This is a genomic window from Herbaspirillum seropedicae, from assembly GCF_001040945.1.
Lineage (GTDB): Bacteria > Pseudomonadota > Gammaproteobacteria > Burkholderiales > Burkholderiaceae_D > Herbaspirillum > Herbaspirillum seropedicae.
Genome location: NZ_CP011930.1, coordinates 1,770,270 through 1,790,584 on the forward strand (window position 1 = coordinate 1,770,270; position 20,315 = coordinate 1,790,584).

General features: G+C 60.8%; 20 protein-coding genes and 2 tRNA genes. 11 read left to right on the forward strand and 11 right to left on the reverse strand.

The window, feature by feature from the left end:
• Positions 1-47: 47 nt before the first annotated feature.
• A complete protein-coding gene (locus tag ACP92_RS07690) occupies positions 48-1,814 on the reverse strand; it encodes an autotransporter assembly complex protein TamA (RefSeq protein WP_013233552.1) in 1,767 nt (588 codons plus the stop codon).
• A gap of 281 nt (positions 1,815-2,095) precedes the next feature.
• On the opposite strand from ACP92_RS07690, the gene ACP92_RS07695 reads away from it, so the two are divergent.
• Both ACP92_RS07695 and ACP92_RS07700 read left to right on the forward strand, forming a co-directional pair.
• Positions 2,096-2,905, forward strand: coding sequence for a ferredoxin--NADP reductase (locus tag ACP92_RS07695; RefSeq protein ID WP_013233553.1), 810 nt, complete (start codon positions 2,096-2,098; stop codon positions 2,903-2,905).
• 366 nt (positions 2,906-3,271) lie between these two features.
• Positions 3,272-3,937 carry a response regulator gene (locus ACP92_RS07700; RefSeq protein WP_013233554.1) on the forward strand — a complete coding sequence of 222 codons (666 nt, stop codon included), beginning with the start codon at positions 3,272-3,274 and terminating at the stop codon, positions 3,935-3,937.
• Between the two features lie 51 nt (positions 3,938-3,988).
• Here the strand turns inward: ACP92_RS07700 and ACP92_RS07705 are convergent, their stop codons facing one another.
• Positions 3,989-4,327 (reverse strand): winged helix-turn-helix transcriptional regulator, encoded by a 339-nt coding sequence (locus ACP92_RS07705; RefSeq protein WP_013233555.1) that lies wholly within the window; start codon positions 4,325-4,327, stop codon positions 3,989-3,991.
• Between the two features lie 187 nt (positions 4,328-4,514).
• Between ACP92_RS07705 and gstA the strand changes: the two genes are divergently transcribed.
• Positions 4,515-5,144: a glutathione transferase GstA gene (gene gstA, locus ACP92_RS07710; protein WP_013233556.1), complete on the forward strand. Its 630-nt coding sequence runs from the start codon at positions 4,515-4,517 to the stop codon at positions 5,142-5,144.
• Between the two features lie 174 nt (positions 5,145-5,318).
• Here the strand turns inward: gstA and ACP92_RS07715 are convergent.
• The 4 genes from ACP92_RS07715 to ACP92_RS07730 all read right to left on the reverse strand — a co-directional run bounded on the left by ACP92_RS07715 (position 5,319) and on the right by ACP92_RS07730 (position 8,675).
• A tRNA-His gene (locus tag ACP92_RS07715) sits at positions 5,319-5,394 on the reverse strand.
• Positions 5,395-5,522: 128 nt separating this feature from the next.
• Complete coding sequence (gene murI, locus ACP92_RS07720) at positions 5,523-6,416, reverse strand: glutamate racemase (protein WP_013233557.1); 894 nt, start codon at positions 6,414-6,416, stop codon at positions 5,523-5,525.
• Positions 6,417-6,452: 36 nt separating this feature from the next.
• Complete coding sequence (locus tag ACP92_RS07725) at positions 6,453-7,994, reverse strand: fumarate hydratase (RefSeq protein WP_013233558.1); 1,542 nt, start codon at positions 7,992-7,994, stop codon at positions 6,453-6,455.
• A gap of 39 nt (positions 7,995-8,033) precedes the next feature.
• Positions 8,034-8,675, reverse strand: a complete 642-nt coding sequence (locus ACP92_RS07730) for a YqhA family protein (protein ID WP_013233559.1) — start codon at positions 8,673-8,675, stop codon at positions 8,034-8,036.
• A 387-nt stretch (positions 8,676-9,062) separates the two neighbouring features.
• Here ACP92_RS07730 and acs point away from each other — a divergent pair, with 387 nt between their 5' ends.
• The 5 genes from acs (at position 9,063) to ACP92_RS24535 (ending at position 13,355) form a co-directional block, all read left to right on the forward strand.
• Positions 9,063-11,045 (forward strand): acetate--CoA ligase, encoded by a 1,983-nt coding sequence (gene acs, locus ACP92_RS07735; RefSeq protein ID WP_013233560.1) that lies wholly within the window; start codon positions 9,063-9,065, stop codon positions 11,043-11,045.
• Between the two features lie 189 nt (positions 11,046-11,234).
• Positions 11,235-11,325: transfer RNA gene (locus tag ACP92_RS07740), tRNA-Ser, on the forward strand.
• 179 nt (positions 11,326-11,504) lie between these two features.
• Positions 11,505-12,548 (forward strand): hypothetical protein, encoded by a 1,044-nt coding sequence (locus ACP92_RS07745; protein WP_156181756.1) that lies wholly within the window; start codon positions 11,505-11,507, stop codon positions 12,546-12,548.
• On the forward strand, positions 12,545-12,874 hold the full coding sequence (locus tag ACP92_RS24225) for an STAS-like domain-containing protein (RefSeq protein WP_013233562.1): 330 nt from the start codon (positions 12,545-12,547) through the stop codon (positions 12,872-12,874). The genes ACP92_RS07745 and ACP92_RS24225 overlap by 4 nt, the downstream gene beginning before the upstream one ends.
• Before the next feature lie 184 nt (positions 12,875-13,058).
• Positions 13,059-13,355, forward strand: coding sequence for a hypothetical protein (locus tag ACP92_RS24535; RefSeq protein ID WP_156181758.1), 297 nt, complete (start codon positions 13,059-13,061; stop codon positions 13,353-13,355).
• 496 nt (positions 13,356-13,851) lie between these two features.
• Here the strand turns inward: ACP92_RS24535 and ACP92_RS24230 are convergent, their stop codons facing one another.
• Both ACP92_RS24230 and ACP92_RS07765 read right to left on the reverse strand, forming a co-directional pair.
• Positions 13,852-14,109 (reverse strand): hypothetical protein, encoded by a 258-nt coding sequence (locus ACP92_RS24230; RefSeq protein ID WP_081441891.1) that lies wholly within the window; start codon positions 14,107-14,109, stop codon positions 13,852-13,854.
• 113 nt (positions 14,110-14,222) lie between these two features.
• Entirely contained in the window at positions 14,223-14,657 is a 435-nt protein-coding gene (locus tag ACP92_RS07765) for a MarR family winged helix-turn-helix transcriptional regulator (RefSeq protein WP_041310450.1), read from the reverse strand.
• A gap of 176 nt (positions 14,658-14,833) precedes the next feature.
• Here ACP92_RS07765 and ACP92_RS07770 point away from each other — a divergent pair, with 176 nt between their 5' ends.
• Positions 14,834-15,379 (forward strand): VOC family protein, encoded by a 546-nt coding sequence (locus ACP92_RS07770; protein WP_041311648.1) that lies wholly within the window; start codon positions 14,834-14,836, stop codon positions 15,377-15,379.
• A 63-nt stretch (positions 15,380-15,442) separates the two neighbouring features.
• Positions 15,443-17,086 (forward strand): FAD-dependent oxidoreductase, encoded by a 1,644-nt coding sequence (locus ACP92_RS07775; RefSeq protein WP_013233567.1) that lies wholly within the window; start codon positions 15,443-15,445, stop codon positions 17,084-17,086.
• 103 nt (positions 17,087-17,189) lie between these two features.
• Here the strand turns inward: ACP92_RS07775 and ACP92_RS07780 are convergent, their stop codons facing one another.
• From ACP92_RS07780 to ACP92_RS24540, 3 genes are all read right to left on the reverse strand, one after another.
• Entirely contained in the window at positions 17,190-17,420 is a 231-nt protein-coding gene (locus ACP92_RS07780) for a hypothetical protein (protein WP_013233568.1), read from the reverse strand.
• Positions 17,421-17,435: 15 nt separating this feature from the next.
• Positions 17,436-17,837 (reverse strand): response regulator, encoded by a 402-nt coding sequence (locus ACP92_RS07785; protein WP_013233569.1) that lies wholly within the window; start codon positions 17,835-17,837, stop codon positions 17,436-17,438.
• A 168-nt stretch (positions 17,838-18,005) separates the two neighbouring features.
• Positions 18,006-18,239, reverse strand: a complete 234-nt coding sequence (locus ACP92_RS24540) for a hypothetical protein (RefSeq protein WP_156181760.1) — start codon at positions 18,237-18,239, stop codon at positions 18,006-18,008.
• Between the two features lie 452 nt (positions 18,240-18,691).
• Here ACP92_RS24540 and ACP92_RS07790 point away from each other — a divergent pair, with 452 nt between their 5' ends.
• Positions 18,692-20,263 (forward strand): methyl-accepting chemotaxis protein, encoded by a 1,572-nt coding sequence (locus ACP92_RS07790; RefSeq protein ID WP_041310452.1) that lies wholly within the window; start codon positions 18,692-18,694, stop codon positions 20,261-20,263.
• Positions 20,264-20,315: the final 52 nt, after the last annotated feature.

The following is a 20,315-nucleotide window of genomic DNA, read 5'->3' on the forward strand; positions in this document are numbered from 1 at the left end:
TTTTTGGCTTGCTGGCCACGGTGTCCTGCCGGTTCTGGACGCTTGCGCTAGAAAGCGATCCCCAGCGAGATGTGAGGTCGGATCTGGCGTTTCTGGATGCCATAGGCCAGGTCCAGGTTGAGGGTGCCGACCGGACTGCGCCAGCGCGCGCCCGTGCCCACGCCATGATAGAAGGTCTTGTTGCTCCAGTTGTCCGCCGCCGCGCCCATGTCATAGAACACGGCAGCGCCCCAGTTCTCGCTGAACCAGCGCTGGTATTCGGTACTGCCCACGGCCAGGTACTTGGTGGGATAGACGGTGCCGTTCTGCTCATTGCCGATGCTCTGGTAGCTGTAGCCGCGCACCGAATCGTTGCCGCCGGTACGGAACAGCAGTGAGGCCGGCACCGAGCCGGCCCGGCCTGCCGTGAAGACGCCGCCCAGCTCGGCGCGCAAGACCACGATATCGCGCTTGCCGACCGGCACGAACTGCTTGAAGCGTCCATACAGGCGGCTGAAGCTCTGGTCGGTCAGCACCCCCTTGAGGGCCAGGCCGGCTTCCAGCGTCAGGAGGTTGCCGTGGCGGGGGAAAATGGGATTGTCCACATTGCGGCGCGACCAGGCAAAGCCCGGCACCAGCGCGCGGTGCTTGCCCGGGGTGACGATGGTGTTGGCCGGCAGGGTCACGCCGTTTTCCTGCACCAGCTCATCGCGGTAATAGGTCAGCGAATAGGTGGTGTCGTAGTTATCGCTGTTGCGGGCGCGCTTGAGGCCGACCTGCTGGGTGCGCAGGTCGATGCCTTCCAGCGTGGTGCGGTCGTACGCGGTATTGATGCTGTTGACGAAGGCCTTGCTGTCCGGCGGCATGGCCAGCGACAGCAGGCCGTACTGGCGCTTCTGCTCCAGCCGCAGCTGGCTGTCGAAGACATAGGCGCGGTTGAACACGTTGTAATGCGAATAGCGCCCTTCGGCCTGGGCCCCGGTATCGGTGCCATAGCCCACGCCGGTGCGGATGCGCTGGGTGGGGAACTCGGTGACCTGCACCTTCACCGGGGTCTGGTCGGGATGGGCGGGGTCGTCGTCGATGGCAACGATGGCGTTGGAGAAGTAGGGCGTGTTCTGGATCTGCCGTTGCAGCGCCAGGAGCCGGTCCACATCATAGGGCTCGCCTACGATCAGTGGACTGACGTTGCGGATGATCGATTCGGGGTAGCGCCTGGTGCCGGTGATCTGCAGCGCACCCAGGGTAAAGGCCGGACCGCTGTCATAGCGCACGCTCAGATCGGCCTGCTGCGCCTGCGGGGCGATGCGGGCTTCGGAGTCGGCGATGCGGGCGGCGGCGTATTTCTTCTGTTGCAGCGTTGCCAGGCCGGCATTCTTGGCCTTGTCCCAGTCCTGCTGGCGGAAGGGTTCGCCGGGGCTGAGCGACCAGTCGGTGCGCAACTGCGCCACGCGCGCCGCATCCTGGCTGGCGGCGCTGCCGGTGACGCTGATCTCGGCCGATTCGACCAGGGTGCGCGGGCCGGGATCGACGGTGACCGTGATGCGCCGCACGCCGTCCTTGCCGGCGGCGCTCTCTTCGCTGACCTTGGTCACGGGCGTGAAATAGCCTTCGGTGGCGGTCAGGTCGCGCACCTGCTCGCCGGCGGTGTCCATCATGAACTTCAGTTGCTCGTCGCTGATGTCGTCGCGGTCCTGGTAGCGGGACAAGTCAAGGAAGTCCTTGAGCAGCGACTGCACCGGCTTGGGCGCTTCGATATCCACCTGGTAGGCGGCAATAGCGGGTTCTGCGGCGCACCAGAGGAGGGTGATGGCCAGGCTGCGGGTCCATTTCATGGAATCATTGCGTCATTGTGATCGGTTCAGGCGGCCGGCCCGGCGGTGGGCATTCGGGTAGGATGAGGGCTAGGCGGCACGCGCCACCAAGCCTGACCCGTGTGCGCTGCCGATAGTTCCTGGCCACGCCGCGTCGCCGGCGGGTTCTTGCGGGCGCGTCGCAGTCAACGCCGCGCCAGCCGCCTGGGTTGCAAGCGCGTATTGTAATGCGCCGGACGTGCTTGCCGAACCGATGATTGCATTTCAGTCATGCCTCATGGCGCAGATTCAAGGAGAGTAGTGTGAGCAGTGCGAGCAATGTGAGTATTGATGCGTATTCGGAAAAGGCCAGCTGCGAGCGCCTGCTGTGGGTGCATCGCTGGACCGACAAGCTGTTGAGTTTCCGTACCACCCGGCCGGCCGGCTATCGGTTCACGGCCGGCCAGTTCGCGCGCCTGGGCCTGGAGATCGATGGCCAGGTCGTCTCGCGCGCCTATTCGATCACTTCCGCCGAGCATGAAGACGTGCTGGAGTACTACGCCATCATCGTGCCGGGCGGGCAGTTCACCAGCCGCCTGGACGCCTTGCAGCCGGGCGACCCGGTCTGGGTCGAAAAGCTCAGCTACGGCTTCATGACGGCTGACCGCTTCAGCGACGGGCGGCAGCTCTGGATGCTGGCCACCGGCACCGGGCTGGGGCCTTATGTGTCCATCCTGCAGCAGCCGGAAGTCTGGCAGCGCTTCGAGGATCTGGTGCTGGTGCATGGGGTGCGTCAGTGCGCCGAACTGGCCTATGCCGACAAGTTCGCGCAATTGCGCCAGCAGGCCGCCGCCCAAGGCTGGCCAGCGCGCCTGCACAGCTTGCGCTGCGTCACCCGCGAAGAGGTCCTGCCGTCCTCGCCGGGGCTACTGGCCGGACGCATCACCGACCTGTTGCGCGGCGGTCAGCTGGAGCAGGCCGCCGGCCTGTCGCTGACCGTGGATGACGCCCGCGTCATGGCCTGCGGCAATCCCGAGATGGTCACCGAAGTGCGGGAACTGTTGCGGCAGCGCGGCATGAGTCCTTTGCGTCGCGCCGGCGGCGGCCAGTTCGTCACCGAAGACTATTGGTGAGGTGCTCCCCGGCGACGGTTGGCGTAGGATAGGGCTTAACAAAGGTAAATGTCGGACTTGTTGAAAAGAATAGGGCCATATTTTTCGGCTTCCATGAAGAAAGAAGGCAGACTCAAGAAAAGCGGCGATGGTCATATCGAAATAATTCGATTTTTAGGTCATATATCGACGTTTTCTTCCAGTTCTGCGCTGAATTTCTCTATCACGTCTGGATAGATTTTTTTTCGATGCCGTCAGGGTATCGGAGATGGGGGAGCCGACATCGACGCAGCCAAGTCGAGGGCCATTGAGCCGAGGCGATAGAGGGGTGGGCAGCTCCGGCCGACGGCAGCCAACTGTCCGTTAATTGAACCATTTGGGGGTAGCATGAATTTGAAGAAAGTCCTGCACGTGGCCATCGCAGATGACCACCCTATCGTGCTGGGCGCGTTACGCAATGAGCTGGCTCGCTTGCCTGAGATCCGCATCGATCTCGAGGTCGATACCGGCGAAGACCTGATCAATGCACTCAAGCGTACACCGTGCGAGATTGTCATCACCGACTTCGCCATGCCCAACGAGGAAAGCGATGAGTCCGATGGTTTTGCACTGGTCAAGCGGATCAAGGCCGAGCATCCATCCACCAAGCTCATCGTCTATACCGCGATGAACAATGGCGCCGTGATCCGCAGGCTGTACCGGATGGGGGTGTTCGCCGTGATCAACAAGCGCGAGAAGCCCGACGAGCTCATCAATGCCTGCCTGGCCACGCAGAGCAGCAAGCAGTTGTACTTTCCCGTTTCGCTGCGAGGCGAACTGGAGATGAGCTGGGCCCAGGGGGACGGTTTCGCCGCCACCCGCGAGCTGACCCAGAGCGAGCTGGAAGTGGTGCGCCTGTTCGTGGAAGGGCAGTCGCTGGGCGAGATCTGCGTACGCCTCTCGCGCACGCCCAGCACCATCAGCACCCACAAGAACAATGCCATGCGCAAGCTGGGGCTGAGCTCCGATGCCGAGCTGATCAAGTATGCCTTCTCGACGGGCATGATCAACTGAGCGCAAGAAGGGGGGCGGCGAGTCGGCCCCCGCTTGGTGGTTCGCGCTCGGCTAGTCGTTGGCTACCCGGACTGGATCACGTTCCTTGAGCCACAGACCAAATTCCTTCATCACCTTGACGACAGGCTCCAGGCGCTTGCCGTCTTCGGTGACTTCATATTCCACCCTGACAGGCGAGGTCGGATACACCGTGCGTTTTACCAGGCCAGCATTTTCGAGCGCACGCAGATCCAGGGTCAGCATCCTTTGGGAAATGCCCGGCACATCGCGCCGCAGATCGTTGAACCGCTTCGGGCCTTCCAGGAGATAGGAGACCAGCAACAGCCGCCAACGCCCGCCCAGCAAGCGCATCGACTCTTCGACGGAGCAACCGCTCATGTTTTCTTTCATGACATCTCCAGCGACGGCCAGGATCAAGCGAGTACAAAACGTATGAAAATCTACAAATTTCGGTATAAAAAATGTACCTAGACGACATTATAGTGCCTTCTATATTTTCTATACCGAATCATTAAAATAGTTCGAATCGTCTCAACCCGGAAGGGGAAGCCTCCTCAACGTTATCTGGAGATTGTCTATGAAGCTTTATTACATCCCGGCCGCCTGTTCGCTGTCGCCGCACATCGTCATCAACGAACTGGGGCTGGACGTCGAACTCGTGAAGGTGGACTACAAGACCCACCAGACCGAAGACGGTCGCGACTTCCGCACGCTCAGCCCGTTCGGTTACGTGCCGTTGCTGGAACTGAAGGATGGCACCTTGCTGCGCGAGGGCCCGGCCATTGTCCAGTATCTGGCCGACCTGAAGCCGGACGCCAAGCTCGCCCCGGCCAACGGCACCCTTGAGCGCTACCGCTTGCAGGAGTGGTTGAGTTTCCTGACGTCGGAAATTCACAAAGGCTTCATTCCGCTGCTCTATGCGCGATTGTCCGGCGCCTACGGCCTGGAGACGGTCAAGCCGAAGCTGGAGCAGCGCTACGCCTGGCTCGATGAGCAATTGGCGGGTCGCGACTACCTGATGGGGGACTACACGGTGGCCGACGCCTACCTGTACGCCCTCACGCAATGGGGGCAGGCCGAATGGCTGGTGCCGACCTACCAGGCCAACATCCATTTCGACGGACTGGTCAATCTCAAGGCCTGGTATCTCCGCATGCGTGAGCGGCCCGCCGTACGCAAGGCGCTCGATGCGGAGGAATTGAAGTAAATCCTTGGAGCGGGCGGAGGGGGCGAGGTGGAGTGTTGGCGGTGCGCGCATCTGCCAATTGGATTTCCTTCCTCGCCCCCTGTTTAAAGTAAAGGCAGCAGAGCAGGAGGCCCCAGGAAGACGCGCAAAAACAAAAAGCCCGGTCGCAAGGACCGGGCTTTTCATTTGATTCTTTGGGGTGGCTGATGGGACTCGAACCCACGACGACAGGAATCACAATCCTGGACTCTACCAACTGAGCTACAGCCACCGTCGACTGTCAGACAGACTTAAGTCCGTCATCAAGTAAGCAAAAGATTATACAAAGACTTGCAGAGAATGGCAACAAAATTTCGATGCAAACAAGAAAGTCCCTCTGGCACGGCCTTCCCGGCAGCCTCAACCACCGCCTTGCGGCTGCAGCGCCTGTACCGGCGGATCGAGCTTGAGCAAACCTCGGAAGGCGTTTTCCAGCGTGGATCGGCTGGCGGTCGTAAAGCCGGCCAGCGAGCCGCTCGCGGCCCCGGTCTGCAATTGTCCTGCTTCCAGCAGGCGCTGCAATTGCCGGGTGACCGCCTGTCCGGTATCGATGATGTCCGGCGTTTCGCCCACCAGGCTTTTGCAGACGCTTTCGATGGCGGGCCGCACGAAGGGGTAGTGGGTACAGCCCAGCACCAGCGTATCGGCGCCCTGTTCCAGCAGCGGCGCCAGATAGCGCTCCAGCAGTTGCACCGTGGCCGGGGAATGCAGTTCGCCTTTCTCGATCAGGTCCACCAGGCCCACGCAGGCCTGGGGCAGGTAGCGCACCTGGTATTGCGCTTGCATCTGCGCCTGCAGCAGCGCAAAGCGCTGGCTGGCCAGCGTGCTGCGCGTGGCCAGCACACCGACGGTGCGGCTGCGGGTCAACTGCGCGGCAGGTTTCAGTCCCGGCTCGATGCCCACCACCAGCAGTTGCGGCCAGCGTGTGCGGATGGCCTGGATCGCGGCTGCGGTAGCGGTATTGCAGGCCACCACCAGCGCCTTGACCCGCTGTTCCAGCAGGAAGGAGGCGATGGCCAGCGAGCGCTCGACGATCTGCGCTTCGGTCTTGTCGCCATAGGGCGCATAGCCTGAGTCGGCGAAGTAGAGCAGCTGTTCCCGGGGCAGGGCGGCATGGATATGCCGCAGCACCGACAGGCCGCCGATGCCGGAATCGAAAATGCCGATCGCGGCATCTGCTGCGGTCGGCATGGGGCTGCTGCTGTCGGACCTCACTGCAGAAGGCGTACGGAGCTGCTTGACGGCTTCATCCATGGTGCTGCGTAGGCTCCTGCGGTGAGTCGGCCTGGATCAGGCCGTGGTGACGGGGATCTTGGACAGGGACACGCTCTGGGCGATCTTTTCCTTCCATTCGGCCGGCCCGGTGTTGTGCACCGAGACGCCATTGGCGTCCACTGCCACGGTCACGGGCATGTCCTTGACGTCGAACTCGTAGATCGCTTCCATGCCCAGGTCGGCAAAGCCCAGCACCTTGGCCGACTTGATCGCCTTGGAGACCAGGTAGGCCGAACCACCGACGGCCATCAGGTAGGCCGACTTGTGCTTCTTGATCGCCTCGATGGCGGCCGGGCCGCGCTCGGACTTGCCGATCATGGAGATCAGGCCGGTCTGTTCCAGCATCATGTCGGTGAACTTGTCCATGCGGGTCGCCGTGGTCGGGCCAGCCGGGCCCACCACTTCGTCGCGCACCGGATCGACCGGGCCGACGTAGTAGATCACGCGGTTGGTGAAGTCCACCGGCAGCTTCTCGCCCTTGGCCAGCATGTCCTGGATGCGCTTGTGGGCGGCATCGCGGCCGGTCAGCATCTTGCCGTTCAAGAGCAGGGTCTGGCCCGGCTTCCAGGAGGCGACTTCTTCCTTGGTCAGGGTGTCCAGGTTGACGCGCTTGGACTTCTCGGTGTCGGCCACCCAGTGCACTTCCGGCCAATCCGACAGCGACGGCGGTTCCATGTAGGCCGGGCCGGAACCATCCAGCACGAAGTGGCCGTGACGGGTCGCGGCACAGTTGGGGATCATCGCCACCGGCTTGGAGGCCGCATGGGTCGGATGCATCATGATCTTCACGTCCAGCACGGTGGTCAGGCCGCCCAGGCCCTGTGCGCCGATGCCCAGGGCATTGACCTTCTCATAGAGCTCGATACGCAGTTCCTCGGTCTTGTTCTGCGGGCCGCGCTTCAAGAGCTCGTACATGTCGATGTCTTCCATCAGCACTTCCTTGGCCATCAGCATGGCCTTCTCGGCCGTGCCGCCGATACCGATGCCCAGCATGCCCGGCGGGCACCAGCCGGCGCCCATGGTGGGCACGGTCTTCAGGACCCAGTCCACCAGGTTGTCGGAGGGGTTCAACATGACGAACTTGGTCTTGTTCTCGGAGCCGCCGCCCTTGGCCGCGATCTGCACGTCCACGGTATTGCCCGGCACCAGTTCCATGTGGATCACGGCCGGGGTGTTGTCCTTGGTGTTCTTGCGCTCGAACTGCGGGTCGGCCACGATGGAGGCGCGCAGCACGTTGTCCGGGTGCGAGTAGCCACGGCGCACGCCTTCGTTGACGGCGTCGGCGATCGAGCCCGAGAAGCCTTCGAAGCGCACGCCCATGCCGATCTTCAGGAAGACGTTGACGATGCCGGTGTCCTGGCAGATCGGACGCTTGCCCTCGGCGCACATGCGCGAGTTGGTCAGGATCTGGGCGATGGCGTCCTTGGCGGCCGGGCTCTGCTCGGTCTCGTAGGCGCGGGCCAGATGTTGGATGTAGTCGGCCGGGTGGTAGTAGCTGATGTACTGCAGCGCAGCGGCTACGGATTCGATGAGATCGTCTTGCTTGATGATGGTCATGGCTGGTTCTCTCGGGTTTGGATGAGGCGGGATCGGTACTTAATGCTTCTCTGAGGGCTTGTCGGAAGGTTCGTCGCCGTGCGCGCCGGGATGGATCATCAGGCGGTCGCAATAGGCAATGGCCATGGCCGAGAACAGGAAGGCGATATGGATGCCGGTCTGCGCGATGAGCGTCTTGGCGTCGTACAGGTTGGCGTTGATGAAGGTCTTGAGCAGATGGATCGAGGAGATGCCGATGATGGCCGTGGCCAGCTTGACCTTGAGCACCGAGGCATTCACATGCGAGAGCCATTCGGGCTGGTCGGGGTGGCCTTCCAGGTTCATGCGCGAGACGAAGGTTTCGTAGCCGCCCACGATGACCATGATCAGCAGGTTGGAAATCATCACCACGTCGATCAGCGCCAGCACCACCAGCATGATGGTCTGTTCATTGAGCTTTTCAGGACGGATCGCGCCCGGAATGGCCACGGCATCCAGGATGTGATCCAGCGAACTGGCGTTGCCCATGGCCGCGCCGATCAGATCCACCAGCTCCACCCAGAAGTGGTAGACGTAGACGCATTGCGCCAGGATCAGGCCCAGGTACAGCGGCAACTGCAGCCAGCGGCTCATGAAAATCAGGTTGGGCAGGATGCCGATCTTGCGGGGAGGCTTGGGGGCCTGGGGCGACGGGGTTTTCATGGGTCTCTGGAGTACGCTTGATTCTGCCGGATGGGAGCGAGATCCGATTCTGCTGCCGCGCAAAAGCGCAACGGCAAGCCGCGGATTTGGGGGCGTATTTTACACGCCCTTGGCCACAATCCGGCGAGCTCCCTTCATCCTGTGCCAGATCAAATGTGAGCAGATCCGTGCCTGCGGGAAACACGATGCTGTGCCAAAATGCATAAATGTTGTCCTGAACATAAGGGGGATATGAAGGTCTTCTTCAATGAAGCCCTTGTGGCAAGACCCGCCCAGCCCTGATGCAAGCGGCCTCCCGTGCTGGAAGGGCGCTGCTTGTGTAAGGACTGAGTAAGTGAAACGGCCTATGTTTTGCGGAAAGCAAAAACAAACCTACTGGAGACTACCGTGGCAGACATCGAGACATTCAAGCAAGAGAACCGCGTTTTCGCACCCCCGGCCGAGCTGGTCAAGCACGCCGCCATTTCCGGCATGGACGCCTACCATGCCCTGAACGCCGAATTCGCCAAGGACTACGAAGGCACCTGGGCCAGACTGGCCAAGGACAACCTGAAGTGGCACAAGCCCTTCACCCAGACCCTGGATGAATCCAACGCGCCGTTCTACAAGTGGTTCGCCGACGGCCAGGTGAACGTCTCGTACAACTGCCTGGACGTCAACCTGGAAAACGGCAATGCCGACAAGACCGCCGTCATCTTCGAATCCGATGACGGCAAGGTCACGCGCGTGTCCTATCGCGAGCTGCACCAGAAGGTCTGCCAGTTCGCCAATGGCCTCAAGTCGCTGGGCATCAAGAAGGGTGATCGCGTGGTCATCTACATGCCCATGTCGGTCGAAGGCGTGGCCGCGATGCAGGCCTGCGCCCGCATCGGCGCGACCCATTCGGTGGTCTTCGGCGGCTTCTCCGCCAAATCCCTGCACGAGCGCGTCATCGACGCCGGCGCGGTCGCCGTGCTGACGGCCGACTACCAGGTGCGCGGCGGCAAGCAGCTGCCCTTGAAATCCATCGTCGACGAAGCCCTCGACATGGGCGGTTGCGACACCTTGAAGCATGTGGTCGTCTACAAGCGCGCCGGCGCCGAGATCAACTGGGTCGAAGGCCGTGACCTGTGGCTCTCCGACGTCGTGGCCAACCAGTCCGACACCTGCGAGCCGGAATGGGTCGACGCCGAGCATCCCCTGTTCATCCTCTACACCTCCGGTTCCACCGGCAAGCCCAAGGGCGTGCAGCACGCTTCGGCGGGTTACCTGCTGTGGGCGGTGCTGACCATGAAGTGGACCTTCGACATCAAGCCCGACGATGTCTACTGGTGTACCGCCGACATCGGCTGGATCACCGGTCACACCTACATCGCCTATGGCCCGCTGGCCGTGGGCGCGACCCAGATCGTCTTCGAAGGCGTGCCGACCTATCCGAACGCGGGCCGCTTCTGGGACATGGTGGCGCGTCACAAGGCCACCATCTTCTACACCGCGCCTACCGCGATCCGTTCGCTGATCAAGGCTGCCGATGCGGATGAGAAGGTCCATCCCAAGCAATACGACCTGTCCTCGCTGCGCATCCTCGGTTCGGTGGGCGAGCCCATCAATCCGGAAGCCTGGATGTGGTACTACAAGAACGTCGGCCACGAGAACTGCCCCATCGTCGACACCTTCTGGCAGACCGAGACCGGTGGCCACATGATCTCGCCGCTGCCGGGCGCCACGCCCCAGGTGCCGGGCTCCTGCACGCTGCCGCTGCCGGGCATCACGGCGGCCATCGTCGACGAGACCGGCAATGACATCCCCAACGGCAATGGCGGCATCCTGGTGGTCAAGCGTCCGTGGCCGTCGATGATCCGTACCATCTGGAACGATCCCGAGCGCTTCAAGAAGAGCTACTTCCCCGAAGAGCTGGGCGGCAAGATCTATCTGGCGGGCGACGGCGCGGTGCGCAACAAGGAAACCGGCTACTTCACCATCACCGGCCGCATCGACGATGTGTTGAACGTCTCCGGCCACCGCATGGGCACCATGGAAATCGAATCGGCGCTGGTGGCCAACAGCATCGTGGCCGAAGCCGCCGTGGTCGGCAAGCCCGATGAAACGACCGGCGAATCGATCTGCGCCTTCGTGGTGCTCAAGCGCCCGCGTCCCACCGGTGACGAAGCCAAGCAGATCGCCAAGGAATTGCGTGACTGGGTCGCCAAGGAAATCGGCCCCATCGCCAAGCCCAAGGAAATCCGCTTTGGTGACAACCTGCCCAAGACCCGTTCCGGCAAGATCATGCGCCGCCTGCTGCGCGTGCTGGCCAAGGGCGAGGCGATCACGCAGGACGTTTCCACACTGGAAAACCCGGCTATCCTGGATCAGTTGAAGGAAGCGCAGTAACAAGCTTGGTCCAGCCGCCCAAGCCGCCGCAAGGCGCTTGCAGGTGAGCCGGCAGGGCAGGGCGTTGCAAGATGGACGCCGGCCCTGCCGGTTTTTTCATGGTCTTTTTGAAAAATTTGCAGAAAAGACTTGGTTTCGTTGAGAAGCTTGCTATAATGCATGGCTTCGCTGAACGCGAACCCGAATCCAGGAGAGGTGGATGAGTGGTTTAAGTCGCACGCCTGGAAAGCGTGTATAGGTTCATAGCCTATCGGGGGTTCGAATCCCCCCCTCTCCGCCAAACACAAATGCGTAAGTCCTTGATTATCAAGGCTTACGCATTTTTTTTGGCCATATCTCATGAGGATAGATAGGCTGACGTTGGTTTTGAAATGAGGGATTTTTTGCCAGCATTTTTCAGTGTGTCTTGGAACTTTGCTTGGCTACGATGCAATTAAGTAAAAGACGAGGGGGGCATTGTTGAAAAAGATCTCTAGTAGGCGTGCGACTTGGTTGGATCGTCACAATAGACGGACTATCGCAAAATTCCAAAGAGTCCGGCGCAGGCTCTACAAAATGCGGAATCGAAGGGAGCCTGACTGGGCGGTTTGGCATGCGCCTGCGGTTTTCACTCTGATGAGCGGCGGCAGGGAGAAATTGCTCAAGCAAATTCGTGCGTTAAGGAGACTCGTTTCCGAAGCGAAAGGACCTCTTCGCCTCGACTTTTCATCGACGTCAAAGCTGCACTCTGGAGCGATGTTGTTGTTTTCTGCAGAATTGCGGCGGCTTTTTAAGCACTTCCCTGCCGTTGCGCACTCTATAAGATGCAACGTCAGCAAAGTGCCGAAGGTGCAACAGGTTTTCAAGCAAATCGGGCTTTTAAAACTCCTCCGACGGTCTTCGTGGATCCAGCCTACTGACTCTGATGTTGTTCACTGGAAATTTACTCACGGGAACAAGGTAGAGGGTGTTAAGTTCGAAGAGGTGCTTGGTGAGCTGACTTCGAAAATCGAAGACCAAGTTCAAACTGAGCTATATGAAGGCTTTATCGAGGCCATGAATAACGTCCTTCACCACGCGTATATCGGTATAAGGCAGGATGGCCTAAATGTTCGCGATGACAACGAATGGTGGATGTTTAGCCAGCAAAAAGATGACAAAATCACTGTGGTATTTTGTGACTTAGGGTTGGGAATACCGACAACTCTGCCAGTAAAAAAAGAGGCCCTTTGGAAAAGGCTGGTCAGCCTCAATTTAACTAGCGACGCAGACGTGATTGAACATGCTCTGGAAGACAGCGTGACCCGAACGCGCAAGGAAGAGCGCGGAAAGGGGCTGAAGCAGTTGGTGGACGTTGTCAGTCAAACAGCTATTGGAGAAGTGGCAATTTTTAGCAATCGTGGCGCGCTGTTTTACAAAGTTGGCGGCGTCATAAAAAAGCAGAACTACAGTGATAGTATATTCGGCACATTGATCCATTGGACCATTCCGGTCCTAAGGACGAATGGAGTTTCGGCATCATGAGAACCATAAGCATCGCTAAACAATTTTCTCGTCACCCGGGCGGCAGATATAAAAAGGATGGCCCCTATAGCGGCGAAGAATTTAGAGCAGATCATTTAGTTCCAGCTCTCGAAGAAGGTGAGATAGTAATGATCGAAATGGATGGCGTTCGTGGCTATGGTTCGTCTTTTCTAGAAGAAGCCTTTGGCGGACTAATTCGCTTGGGATATCAACGAGATTTTCTAAAGTCTCATCTTTACTTCACCACTTCGAAACCGAGTCTTAAAGTAGAAGTTGAAGAATATATTAATGATGCCAGCGTCCGCGCGGCCAATAATGTGAAGTGAGGCTGCCATAAGCGACAATAGCTCAGCCGCTATCACTATTTTGGGATGGCTTCTCGTCGTTGTGGGATGGTTGGCTAACCATTGGCTCAGTGAAATTAGGGACCGCCGTAAGGAGGTGCGAGGTCAACTCGACGCTTTACTCGAATCTCTAGACGAATTGCGAGACGATGCGCTGCAATTCCATATGGGTAAGGAATACGATCAGCCTAAAGCTGATTCCGTTTTGATGGCCCTTCGCAAGATCGAGGGCGCGGCTCTTCGGGCGGCCATAGTTGAAGAAACTACCGTAGCAGTAGGGGTGAAAAAAATCCGCCAAGCTATAACCCTTGAAAATTTTGAAGTAGCTGTTTTCGCCACCCAGAACTACTCTGATCAGATAATTACTAAAATTCAACTGGCTGTCGAAGACTTTTCCGGCGCATTCGAGGCTGCTTACAGCAGAAAATATCCTAATCGTTTTCCATACTATTCAAGACGTTAGACGTGAGTTGTCTCCCCCAAAAAAGCTTGGATTGATACGCAACTTTTTGGGAGGCCTTCAAACAGGGGCCCTTTTTATTTTTGCAATTCCGCGCTACAAAGTCTATTTGGCAGACTCAGGCTGAGCATTATTTTCCGCCGGCGTGCCAGGCGCAGTAGTCGGCGCTGCGGCGTCAGGGTTGTGTATCTTCCGGGGGGCTTCCCTCGGTTCCCCCTGACGCGGCTGCTTTTTCTTCGCGGCCTCCTTGCCGTTCCCGGTAGGCGGCTCCTGGGTTCCGGAGTTGCCGGTCGCAGCCCGGTTATCGCCCGTGGGGCCGCGTTGCTCGAACGGTTGAGCCACTGCTACGGCCGAGATGCCTGCAAGTAAGAATGCAAGGCCATATTCTCGAGTCAGTTTCATCAGGTTCTCCTGGCGCTTGCCCTTGTTGCTGCGAAACCTTCTACCCATGAATAGCGGTAGCACGTTTGCAGCAGGGCGCTGTGGTGGAAGGGAAGAGCTACTCGACGCGGCCTTCATTGGGGCCTGGATCACTTGGCGCAGAGGCCGGGCTCTTTTCCACCAGTACGCCACCTCGTCCAACGCGCTGTATCCCGGCTGGTGCATTGAGCGGCGGCTGTCCTCCGAGGGTTCCCTCGTGGCCCTGCGCTTCCTTTTCATAATGGGTTTCGGTGGGGCCTTCCTTGGGGCGCAGCGGTTGATCGCGATCGATGTCATGCGCATGCTGGCGCTGGTCGTGGGACTGATCCTGGCTCATAGCGGTCTCCTTAAAGCATACAAGGTAGCCGCATCGCAGCGCAGACGTTATCAGACGGCCTCTCGCATTGTCGTCGGCCAGGCGCTGACAAGACCCGGCCAGTCCTTGCCGGGCTAGGGCAGATCCTGCAGCGCCCGTTCGCGCACTTTCTGCATGGCGCTCATCAATGCCTCGCGCTCGGTCTTGCTGAGCGCTTCCAGCAGGAAGGCCTCGCGCTGTTCCACCATCGGCACGATCTTGCGATACAGCTTGCGCGCCTGCGCGGTCGGCTTGACAATGCGGGCCCGGGCGTCGTGCGGGCTGGGCTCGCGCACGATCAGTCCGGCCTCTTCCATGCGCGCCAGGGCGCGGCTGACCTGCATCTTGTCCAGCGAGGCGTGCGGCCCCAGGTCGCTGCCCTGCATCTGGCCCTGCTCGGCCAGCGCCGCCAGGATGCGCCATTCGTCACGGGTCAGGCCGAAACGGTCGGCATAGACCGTGGCCACCGAGCGGCTCACCGCTTCGGCCAGCTGCGCCAGCTGGTAGGGAAAGAAGTCCTGTAGTTTCATGCGGACATGGTAACAGACGTTACCAAAACACGACATCCAGTGCCGGCTTGATGCACATCAAGAACGATAACTTTGAAGCGCTTCATCTCGTCATCGACGCATTGACCATGCCGTGGCTCACTCCATATAGTAACAAATGTTACTAATTAGGCCGCATCCGGCCATGGAGACCAATGATGAACATCGAACGCATCCACCACGTGGCCTACCGCTGCAAGGACGCCAGGCAGACCGTCGAGTGGTATGGCAAGTACCTCAACATGGGCTTTATCCTGGCCATCGCCGAAGACCAGGTCCCGTCGACGCGGCAGGCCGATCCCTACATGCACGTCTTCCTGGATGCCGGGCAGGGCAATGTGCTGGCCTTCTTCGAGATTCCCAATTCGCCGCCCATGGGGCGCGACGCCAATACCCCGGCCTGGGTCCAGCACCTGGCCTTCAAGGTCGATAGCGAAGCCACCCTCAAGGAGGTGATGCAGCGCCTGCAGGCCGATGGCATCGAGGTGGTCGGGGTCACCGATCACACCATCTTCAAATCCATCTATTTCTTCGATCCCAACGGGCATCGCATCGAATTGGCCGCCGACTGCGGTACGCCGGAACAGATGCAGCGTCTGGACGAGGTCAAGTGGGCCATGCTGGAAGAGTGGTCGCGCACGCGTCGCGCGCCCAAGCATGCGGCCTGGATGCATGAGCAGGAATTCGCCGCGCCGACCCACTGAGACTGCCTTCCCCGGGCGCCTTCGCCCATCTATTTCCCCTACAAGAATGAACAGGAGACACGCATGCACAGCACCTATACCTATCCCCGTTTTGCCTACCGGCAGTCCGACGAACAACGTGAGGCCAGGCCGTCTCGCCATCCCGTGGTGGTGATCGGCGCCGGTCCCATCGGCCTGACGGCGGCGCTGGAATGCGCCGCGCGCGGCTTGCCGGTGGTGGTGCTGGATGACAATGACACGGTGAGCATCGGCTCGCGGGCGGTCTGCTACGCCAAGCGCCCGCTGGAAATCTGGGATCGCCTGGGCGTGGCCCCACGCATGGTCGAGAAGGGGGTGAGCTGGAAGCTGGGCAAGGTGTTCTTCGAGGAGCGCGAGGTCTACCGCTTCGATCTATTACCCGAGCATGCGCACAAGATGCCGGCCATGATCAACCTGCAGCAGTATTACCTGGAGCAGTACCTGGTCGAGGCCTGCCAGGCCCAGCCGCTGATCGACCTGCGCTGGAAGCACAAGATGATCAGCCTGCACCAGGACGATACCCACGCCACGCTGGACGTGGAAACGCCCGATGGCATCTTCCGCATGGAGGCCGACTGGGTGATCGCCTGCGATGGGGCCAACAGCGATACGCGCAAGATGGTGGGCGCGGAGTTCAGCGGCCAGTTCTTCCAGGACCGCTTCCTCATCGCCGACGTCATCATGAAGGCGGATTTCCCGGCCGAGCGCTGGTTCTGGTTCGATCCGCCTTTCCATCGCGGCCAGAGCGTGCTGCTGCACAAGCAGTGCGACAACGTCTGGCGCATCGATTTCCAGCTGGGCTGGGAGGCCGATCCGGAAGAAGAGAAGAAGCCCGAGAAGGTCATCCCACGCATCCAGGCCATGCTGGGCAAGGAGGTGGAGTTCGAACTGGAGTGGGTCTCGGTGTATCAGTTCGCTTGTCGCCGCATCGACAAGATGCGCTACCAGCGCGTGCTCTTTGCCGGCGACGCGGCCCACCAGGTCTCGCCCTTCGGTGCGCGCGGCGCCAATACCGGCGTGCAGGATATCGACAACCTGGTCTGGAAGCTCAAGCTGGTCATCGACGGCAAGGCTCCGCCCAGCTTCATCGACAGCTATCACGAGGAACGCGCCTGGGCCGCCGACGACAACCTGCGCCAGTCCACCCGCTCCACCGATTTCATCACGCCCAAGAGCCGCGCCAGCAAGGCCTTGCGCGACGCTGTGCTGGGCCTGGCCGAGACCGAGGAATTCGCGCGCACGCTGGTCAATAGCGGACGCCTGTCCACGCCCACGTCCTATGTGCATTCGCCGCTCAATACCGCCGATGCGGCGCTCTTCGGTGGCCGCATGGCGCCCGGCACCGTCTGCGCCGATGCTCCGGTCTTGCGGGAGGGGCAGCCGGGATGGCTGCTGGAGTCGCTGGGGGCGGGCTTTGTCGTCCTGTTCTTCGGGGCGAGTGCGCCGCAGGCGGTGATCGAGGCAGCGGGCATCAGCGCCAGGGTGGTGACGGTGGGTGCGCCGGGCTCGGGTGCGGAACTGATTGACCGCGAAGGATTGGCTGCCTTGCGTTATGCCGCCAGTGAGGGATGCGTCTATCTGGTCCGGCCAGACCAGCATGTGGCGGCGCGCTGGAATCGTTTCCATTCGGATGACATCGCAGCCGCCCTGGCGCGCTGCGTCGGCCAGGAGATGCCGCTGGCGGCCTGAACGCGCCGGCTGCCAGCCGTCCGCGCACCCGGCGGGGCAGGGCGGCGCGGACGCTACATCGGCCCGGGCCGCCGCGCCCGGCGCATCAGCAAGGCTGGCAGGATCAGTAGATATCCATGCCGAAATACTGGCCTACGTCACCCTCGGTCCAGTCCTTGATCACGTTGCGTTCCAGCATGACGCGATATTCGGAGCGGGTGCTGCCATCGGGCAGGCTGAGCACACGGCTTTCCAGCGTATAGACGGTTTCATGAATCCGTGTGCTCATCGAGACATGCTTGAGGATGTTGCCGCTGGCCAGCTCAGGGGGATTGTCGTGGGAAGGCATGTCCATGTTCTCGCTTCCTGTTTATTGCATGTGCGCGCGGCGGGCCAGGATCTTTTCGATCTTTTCCTTGAGCGTGGTGGCGTTGAAGGGTTTGACGATATAGCCATCCGCGCCTTCCTGCGCGGCCATGACGATGTTCTCCTTCTTGGCTTCGGCCGTGATCATCAGCACCGGCAGATGCGACAGCGCAGGTGTGCTGCGGATCTTCTTGAGCAGGGTCAGGCCATCCATCACCGGCATGTTCCAGTCCGTCAGCACGAAGGTGATATTGGAGGCGCCCGATTCCAGGATCTTCAGGGCCGATGAGCCATCGTCTGCTTCCACGATCTTGGTGTATTCGAGTTCCTTGAGCAGGCCGCTGACGATGCGTCGCATCGTCGAAAAATCATCGACCACGAGGAAATGCTGTTCTGTTGCTGCCATGATTGCTTTACCTATTACGTTGTTGCGCCTGCCCTGTTACGCGGGCACGAAGCTCGTCGCGTCGCTTGCAGCCGGGGTATCCGGGCAGGCGCGGTCATGCGGCCACAGGGCGCGCGCAGGTTGGCCATCGTCCAGCGAGGCGCCTGCTATGTCAGAAGGGGGATGGGCTCAGTGCTGCCGCGCCCATTTGCCGTGCGCATTCTTGCTGTATCGCAATGCCAGCGGCTGGGTTCCCCATGTGCTGGAGAGGGCCAGGGCCATCTGGGCGCAGGACGGATTGTCCTTGTCGAGAAGAAGTCGAGGTCGGCGTGGCTGCGCGCCGGCCTCGAGAGCAGCGCCGCGCCAGGCGCAACGGTCTGCGCCGTCAGCGCCAGCAGGCGGGTGAAAGGGGGGCTTGATCATGTTGGTCCGTTACAGTGGGGGGAATGAAAAGGACTATTGAAAAGCTGTCAAAAATGCCATGACGGCCTTAGTTGTTATACCAGAAATCAAGGACGTCAAAAACCAGCGCTTGCAGAGCAATCGCGGCGCTTTTCCTCGGATGGGCAAGGACCGAGATGGGCATAATCCGGCAGGCTGCCCAGGTTCTGTGCGGCGGAAGTTTTACGTGACTGCACTTGACTATTGCTAAAGCTCATCCAGTGCTGGCGGCCCCGCCCGGCATGGCGCAGGGGTGACCGGCATTTCCCCCGCGATACACTGCGGTCCGCCGATCAGGCGGGACTCTTGCCCTCTTTTTCCGGAAGGGCGCGCACCGTGGTCGACTTATCATGAGGGCATACCAGACTGCGCATCGCCGACCAGCGAAAGCGCGGCACCGTGCCCCCCATCCCACGAACCACTCCGGAAAACTCATGAATCCTCTTCGTCGTCTGCGTCTCGGCGCGCGTCTTGCCTGCGGCTTTGCCGCGCTGTTGCTGTTGCTGGTGGTCATCACCGTCATCGGTATCACCCGCATGTCCTCCCTGGACAATACTTCCACGCAACTGAGCGCGCAGATCTATCCCAAGGTCAGCGCGGCCCAGAAGATGCAATACCTGATGATGAATATCGCCCGTTCGGCCCGTAACATCATCATCCTCTCCGACGAAGCCCAGATGGCCAGCAACAAGCAGGGCATCGACAAGGATCTGGCCGAATACGCCCGGTTGCTCGAGCAACTGCGCAGCAGCGCCATGACCGAGGAAGGTCGTCAGATGATCAACGCCGTCGCCGAGGCCAGCAAGAATTACTTCGCCTTCACCAACGACGTCGTCGCCTTGGGTTTGAAGAACCAGAACGAGGAAGGCCAGCGCCTGCTGTTCGGCCCGCGCTACAAGAGCCAGGGTGAATTGCTGGCGCGGCTGACCGAACTGGTGCAGCGTTATGAAGGCCAGATGCAGCAGGCCTCCGCACAGGCCCACGCTACCTATGTGACCTCGGCCACCATCCTGGGTGGTGCGGCTGGCGTGGCCATCTTGCTGGGCCTGCTGGCCGCGCTGGTGATCACCCGCTCCATCACCGTGCCCATGGCCGAGGCCGTGGATGCCGCGCGCAAGGTGGCCAATGGTGATCTCACCAAGGACATCCGCGACAACTCCCCCGACGAAACCGGTGAGCTGCTGGTGGCGCTGCGCGAGATGAACAGCGCCCTGGTCGATATCGTGACCAATGTGCGTACCGGCGCCGATACCATCGCAACGGCCTCGCAGGAAATCGCAGCTGGCAACCAGGACCTGTCGGCGCGCACCGAACATCAGGCCAGCTCGCTGGAAGAAACTGCCTCGTCGATGGAAGAACTGACCTCGACCGTCCAGCAGAACAGCGCCAACGCCCGCCAGGCGGCCGAGATGGCGCAGTCGGCATCGGGTATTGCCGGCCAGGGCGGTGAATTGGTCGGTGACGTGGTGGCGACCATGGACGATATCGACGCCTCCGCCCGCAAGATCGTGGACATCATCGGCGTCATCGATGGCATCGCCTTCCAGACCAACATCCTGGCCCTGAATGCAGCCGTGGAAGCGGCCCGCGCCGGTGAACAGGGACGAGGCTTCGCGGTGGTCGCCACCGAGGTGCGCAGCCTGGCGCAGCGCTCGGCGGCAGCGGCCAAGGAGATCAAGGTCCTGATCGGTGATTCGGTGGAGAAGGTGGATTCGGGCGCGCACCTGGTCAAGAAGGCCGGCCAGACCATGCAGGAGATCGTCAAGAGCGTGGCCCAGGTCAATGCCGTGATCAACCAGATCAGCAATGCCGGCGAAGAGCAGCGCGCCGGCATCGAACAGGTCAATCAGGCCATCACGCAGATGGATGAAGTGACCCAGCAGAACGCCGCCCTGGTCGAACAGGCCGCAGCGGCTTCGCGCGCCATGCAGACCCAGGCCGCAGACCTGGCCGAGAAGGTCAGCATCTTCCGCCTGCCGGCCCAGGCCCGCAGCGCCATGTCCTGATCCGCTGCCCGTAAGGTAGTCGCCCGCAAGCCCGGCCGCCTGGAAACAGGCC

Excerpts from the sequence above, each read along its gene's own strand:
- ACP92_RS24540 (WP_156181760.1), bottom strand. The coding sequence starts at position 18,239 with ATGATCAAGCCCCCCTTTCACCCGCCTGCTGGCGCTGACGGCGCAGAC.
- ACP92_RS24535 (WP_156181758.1), top strand. The coding sequence starts at position 13,059 with ATGGGTAAGGAATACGATCAGCCTAAAGCTGATTCCGTTTTGATGGCC.
- ACP92_RS07725 (WP_013233558.1), bottom strand. The coding sequence starts at position 7,994 with ATGACCATCATCAAGCAAGACGATCTCATCGAATCCGTAGCCGCTGCG.
- ACP92_RS07785 (WP_013233569.1), bottom strand. The coding sequence starts at position 17,837 with ATGGCAGCAACAGAACAGCATTTCCTCGTGGTCGATGATTTTTCGACG.
- ACP92_RS07775 (WP_013233567.1), top strand. The coding sequence starts at position 15,443 with ATGCACAGCACCTATACCTATCCCCGTTTTGCCTACCGGCAGTCCGAC.
- ACP92_RS07790 (WP_041310452.1), top strand. The coding sequence starts at position 18,692 with ATGAATCCTCTTCGTCGTCTGCGTCTCGGCGCGCGTCTTGCCTGCGGC.
- ACP92_RS07780 (WP_013233568.1), bottom strand. The coding sequence starts at position 17,420 with ATGGACATGCCTTCCCACGACAATCCCCCTGAGCTGGCCAGCGGCAAC.
- murI (WP_013233557.1), bottom strand. The coding sequence starts at position 6,416 with ATGGATGAAGCCGTCAAGCAGCTCCGTACGCCTTCTGCAGTGAGGTCC.
- ACP92_RS07770 (WP_041311648.1), top strand. The coding sequence starts at position 14,834 with ATGAACATCGAACGCATCCACCACGTGGCCTACCGCTGCAAGGACGCC.
- ACP92_RS07765 (WP_041310450.1), bottom strand. The coding sequence starts at position 14,657 with ATGAAACTACAGGACTTCTTTCCCTACCAGCTGGCGCAGCTGGCCGAA.
- ACP92_RS07705 (WP_013233555.1), bottom strand. The coding sequence starts at position 4,327 with ATGAAAGAAAACATGAGCGGTTGCTCCGTCGAAGAGTCGATGCGCTTG.
- gstA (WP_013233556.1), top strand. The coding sequence starts at position 4,515 with ATGAAGCTTTATTACATCCCGGCCGCCTGTTCGCTGTCGCCGCACATC.
- ACP92_RS07700 (WP_013233554.1), top strand. The coding sequence starts at position 3,272 with ATGAATTTGAAGAAAGTCCTGCACGTGGCCATCGCAGATGACCACCCT.
- ACP92_RS24225 (WP_013233562.1), top strand. The coding sequence starts at position 12,545 with ATGAGAACCATAAGCATCGCTAAACAATTTTCTCGTCACCCGGGCGGC.
- ACP92_RS07690 (WP_013233552.1), bottom strand. The coding sequence starts at position 1,814 with ATGAAATGGACCCGCAGCCTGGCCATCACCCTCCTCTGGTGCGCCGCA.
- ACP92_RS07730 (WP_013233559.1), bottom strand. The coding sequence starts at position 8,675 with ATGAAAACCCCGTCGCCCCAGGCCCCCAAGCCTCCCCGCAAGATCGGC.
- ACP92_RS24230 (WP_081441891.1), bottom strand. The coding sequence starts at position 14,109 with ATGAGCCAGGATCAGTCCCACGACCAGCGCCAGCATGCGCATGACATC.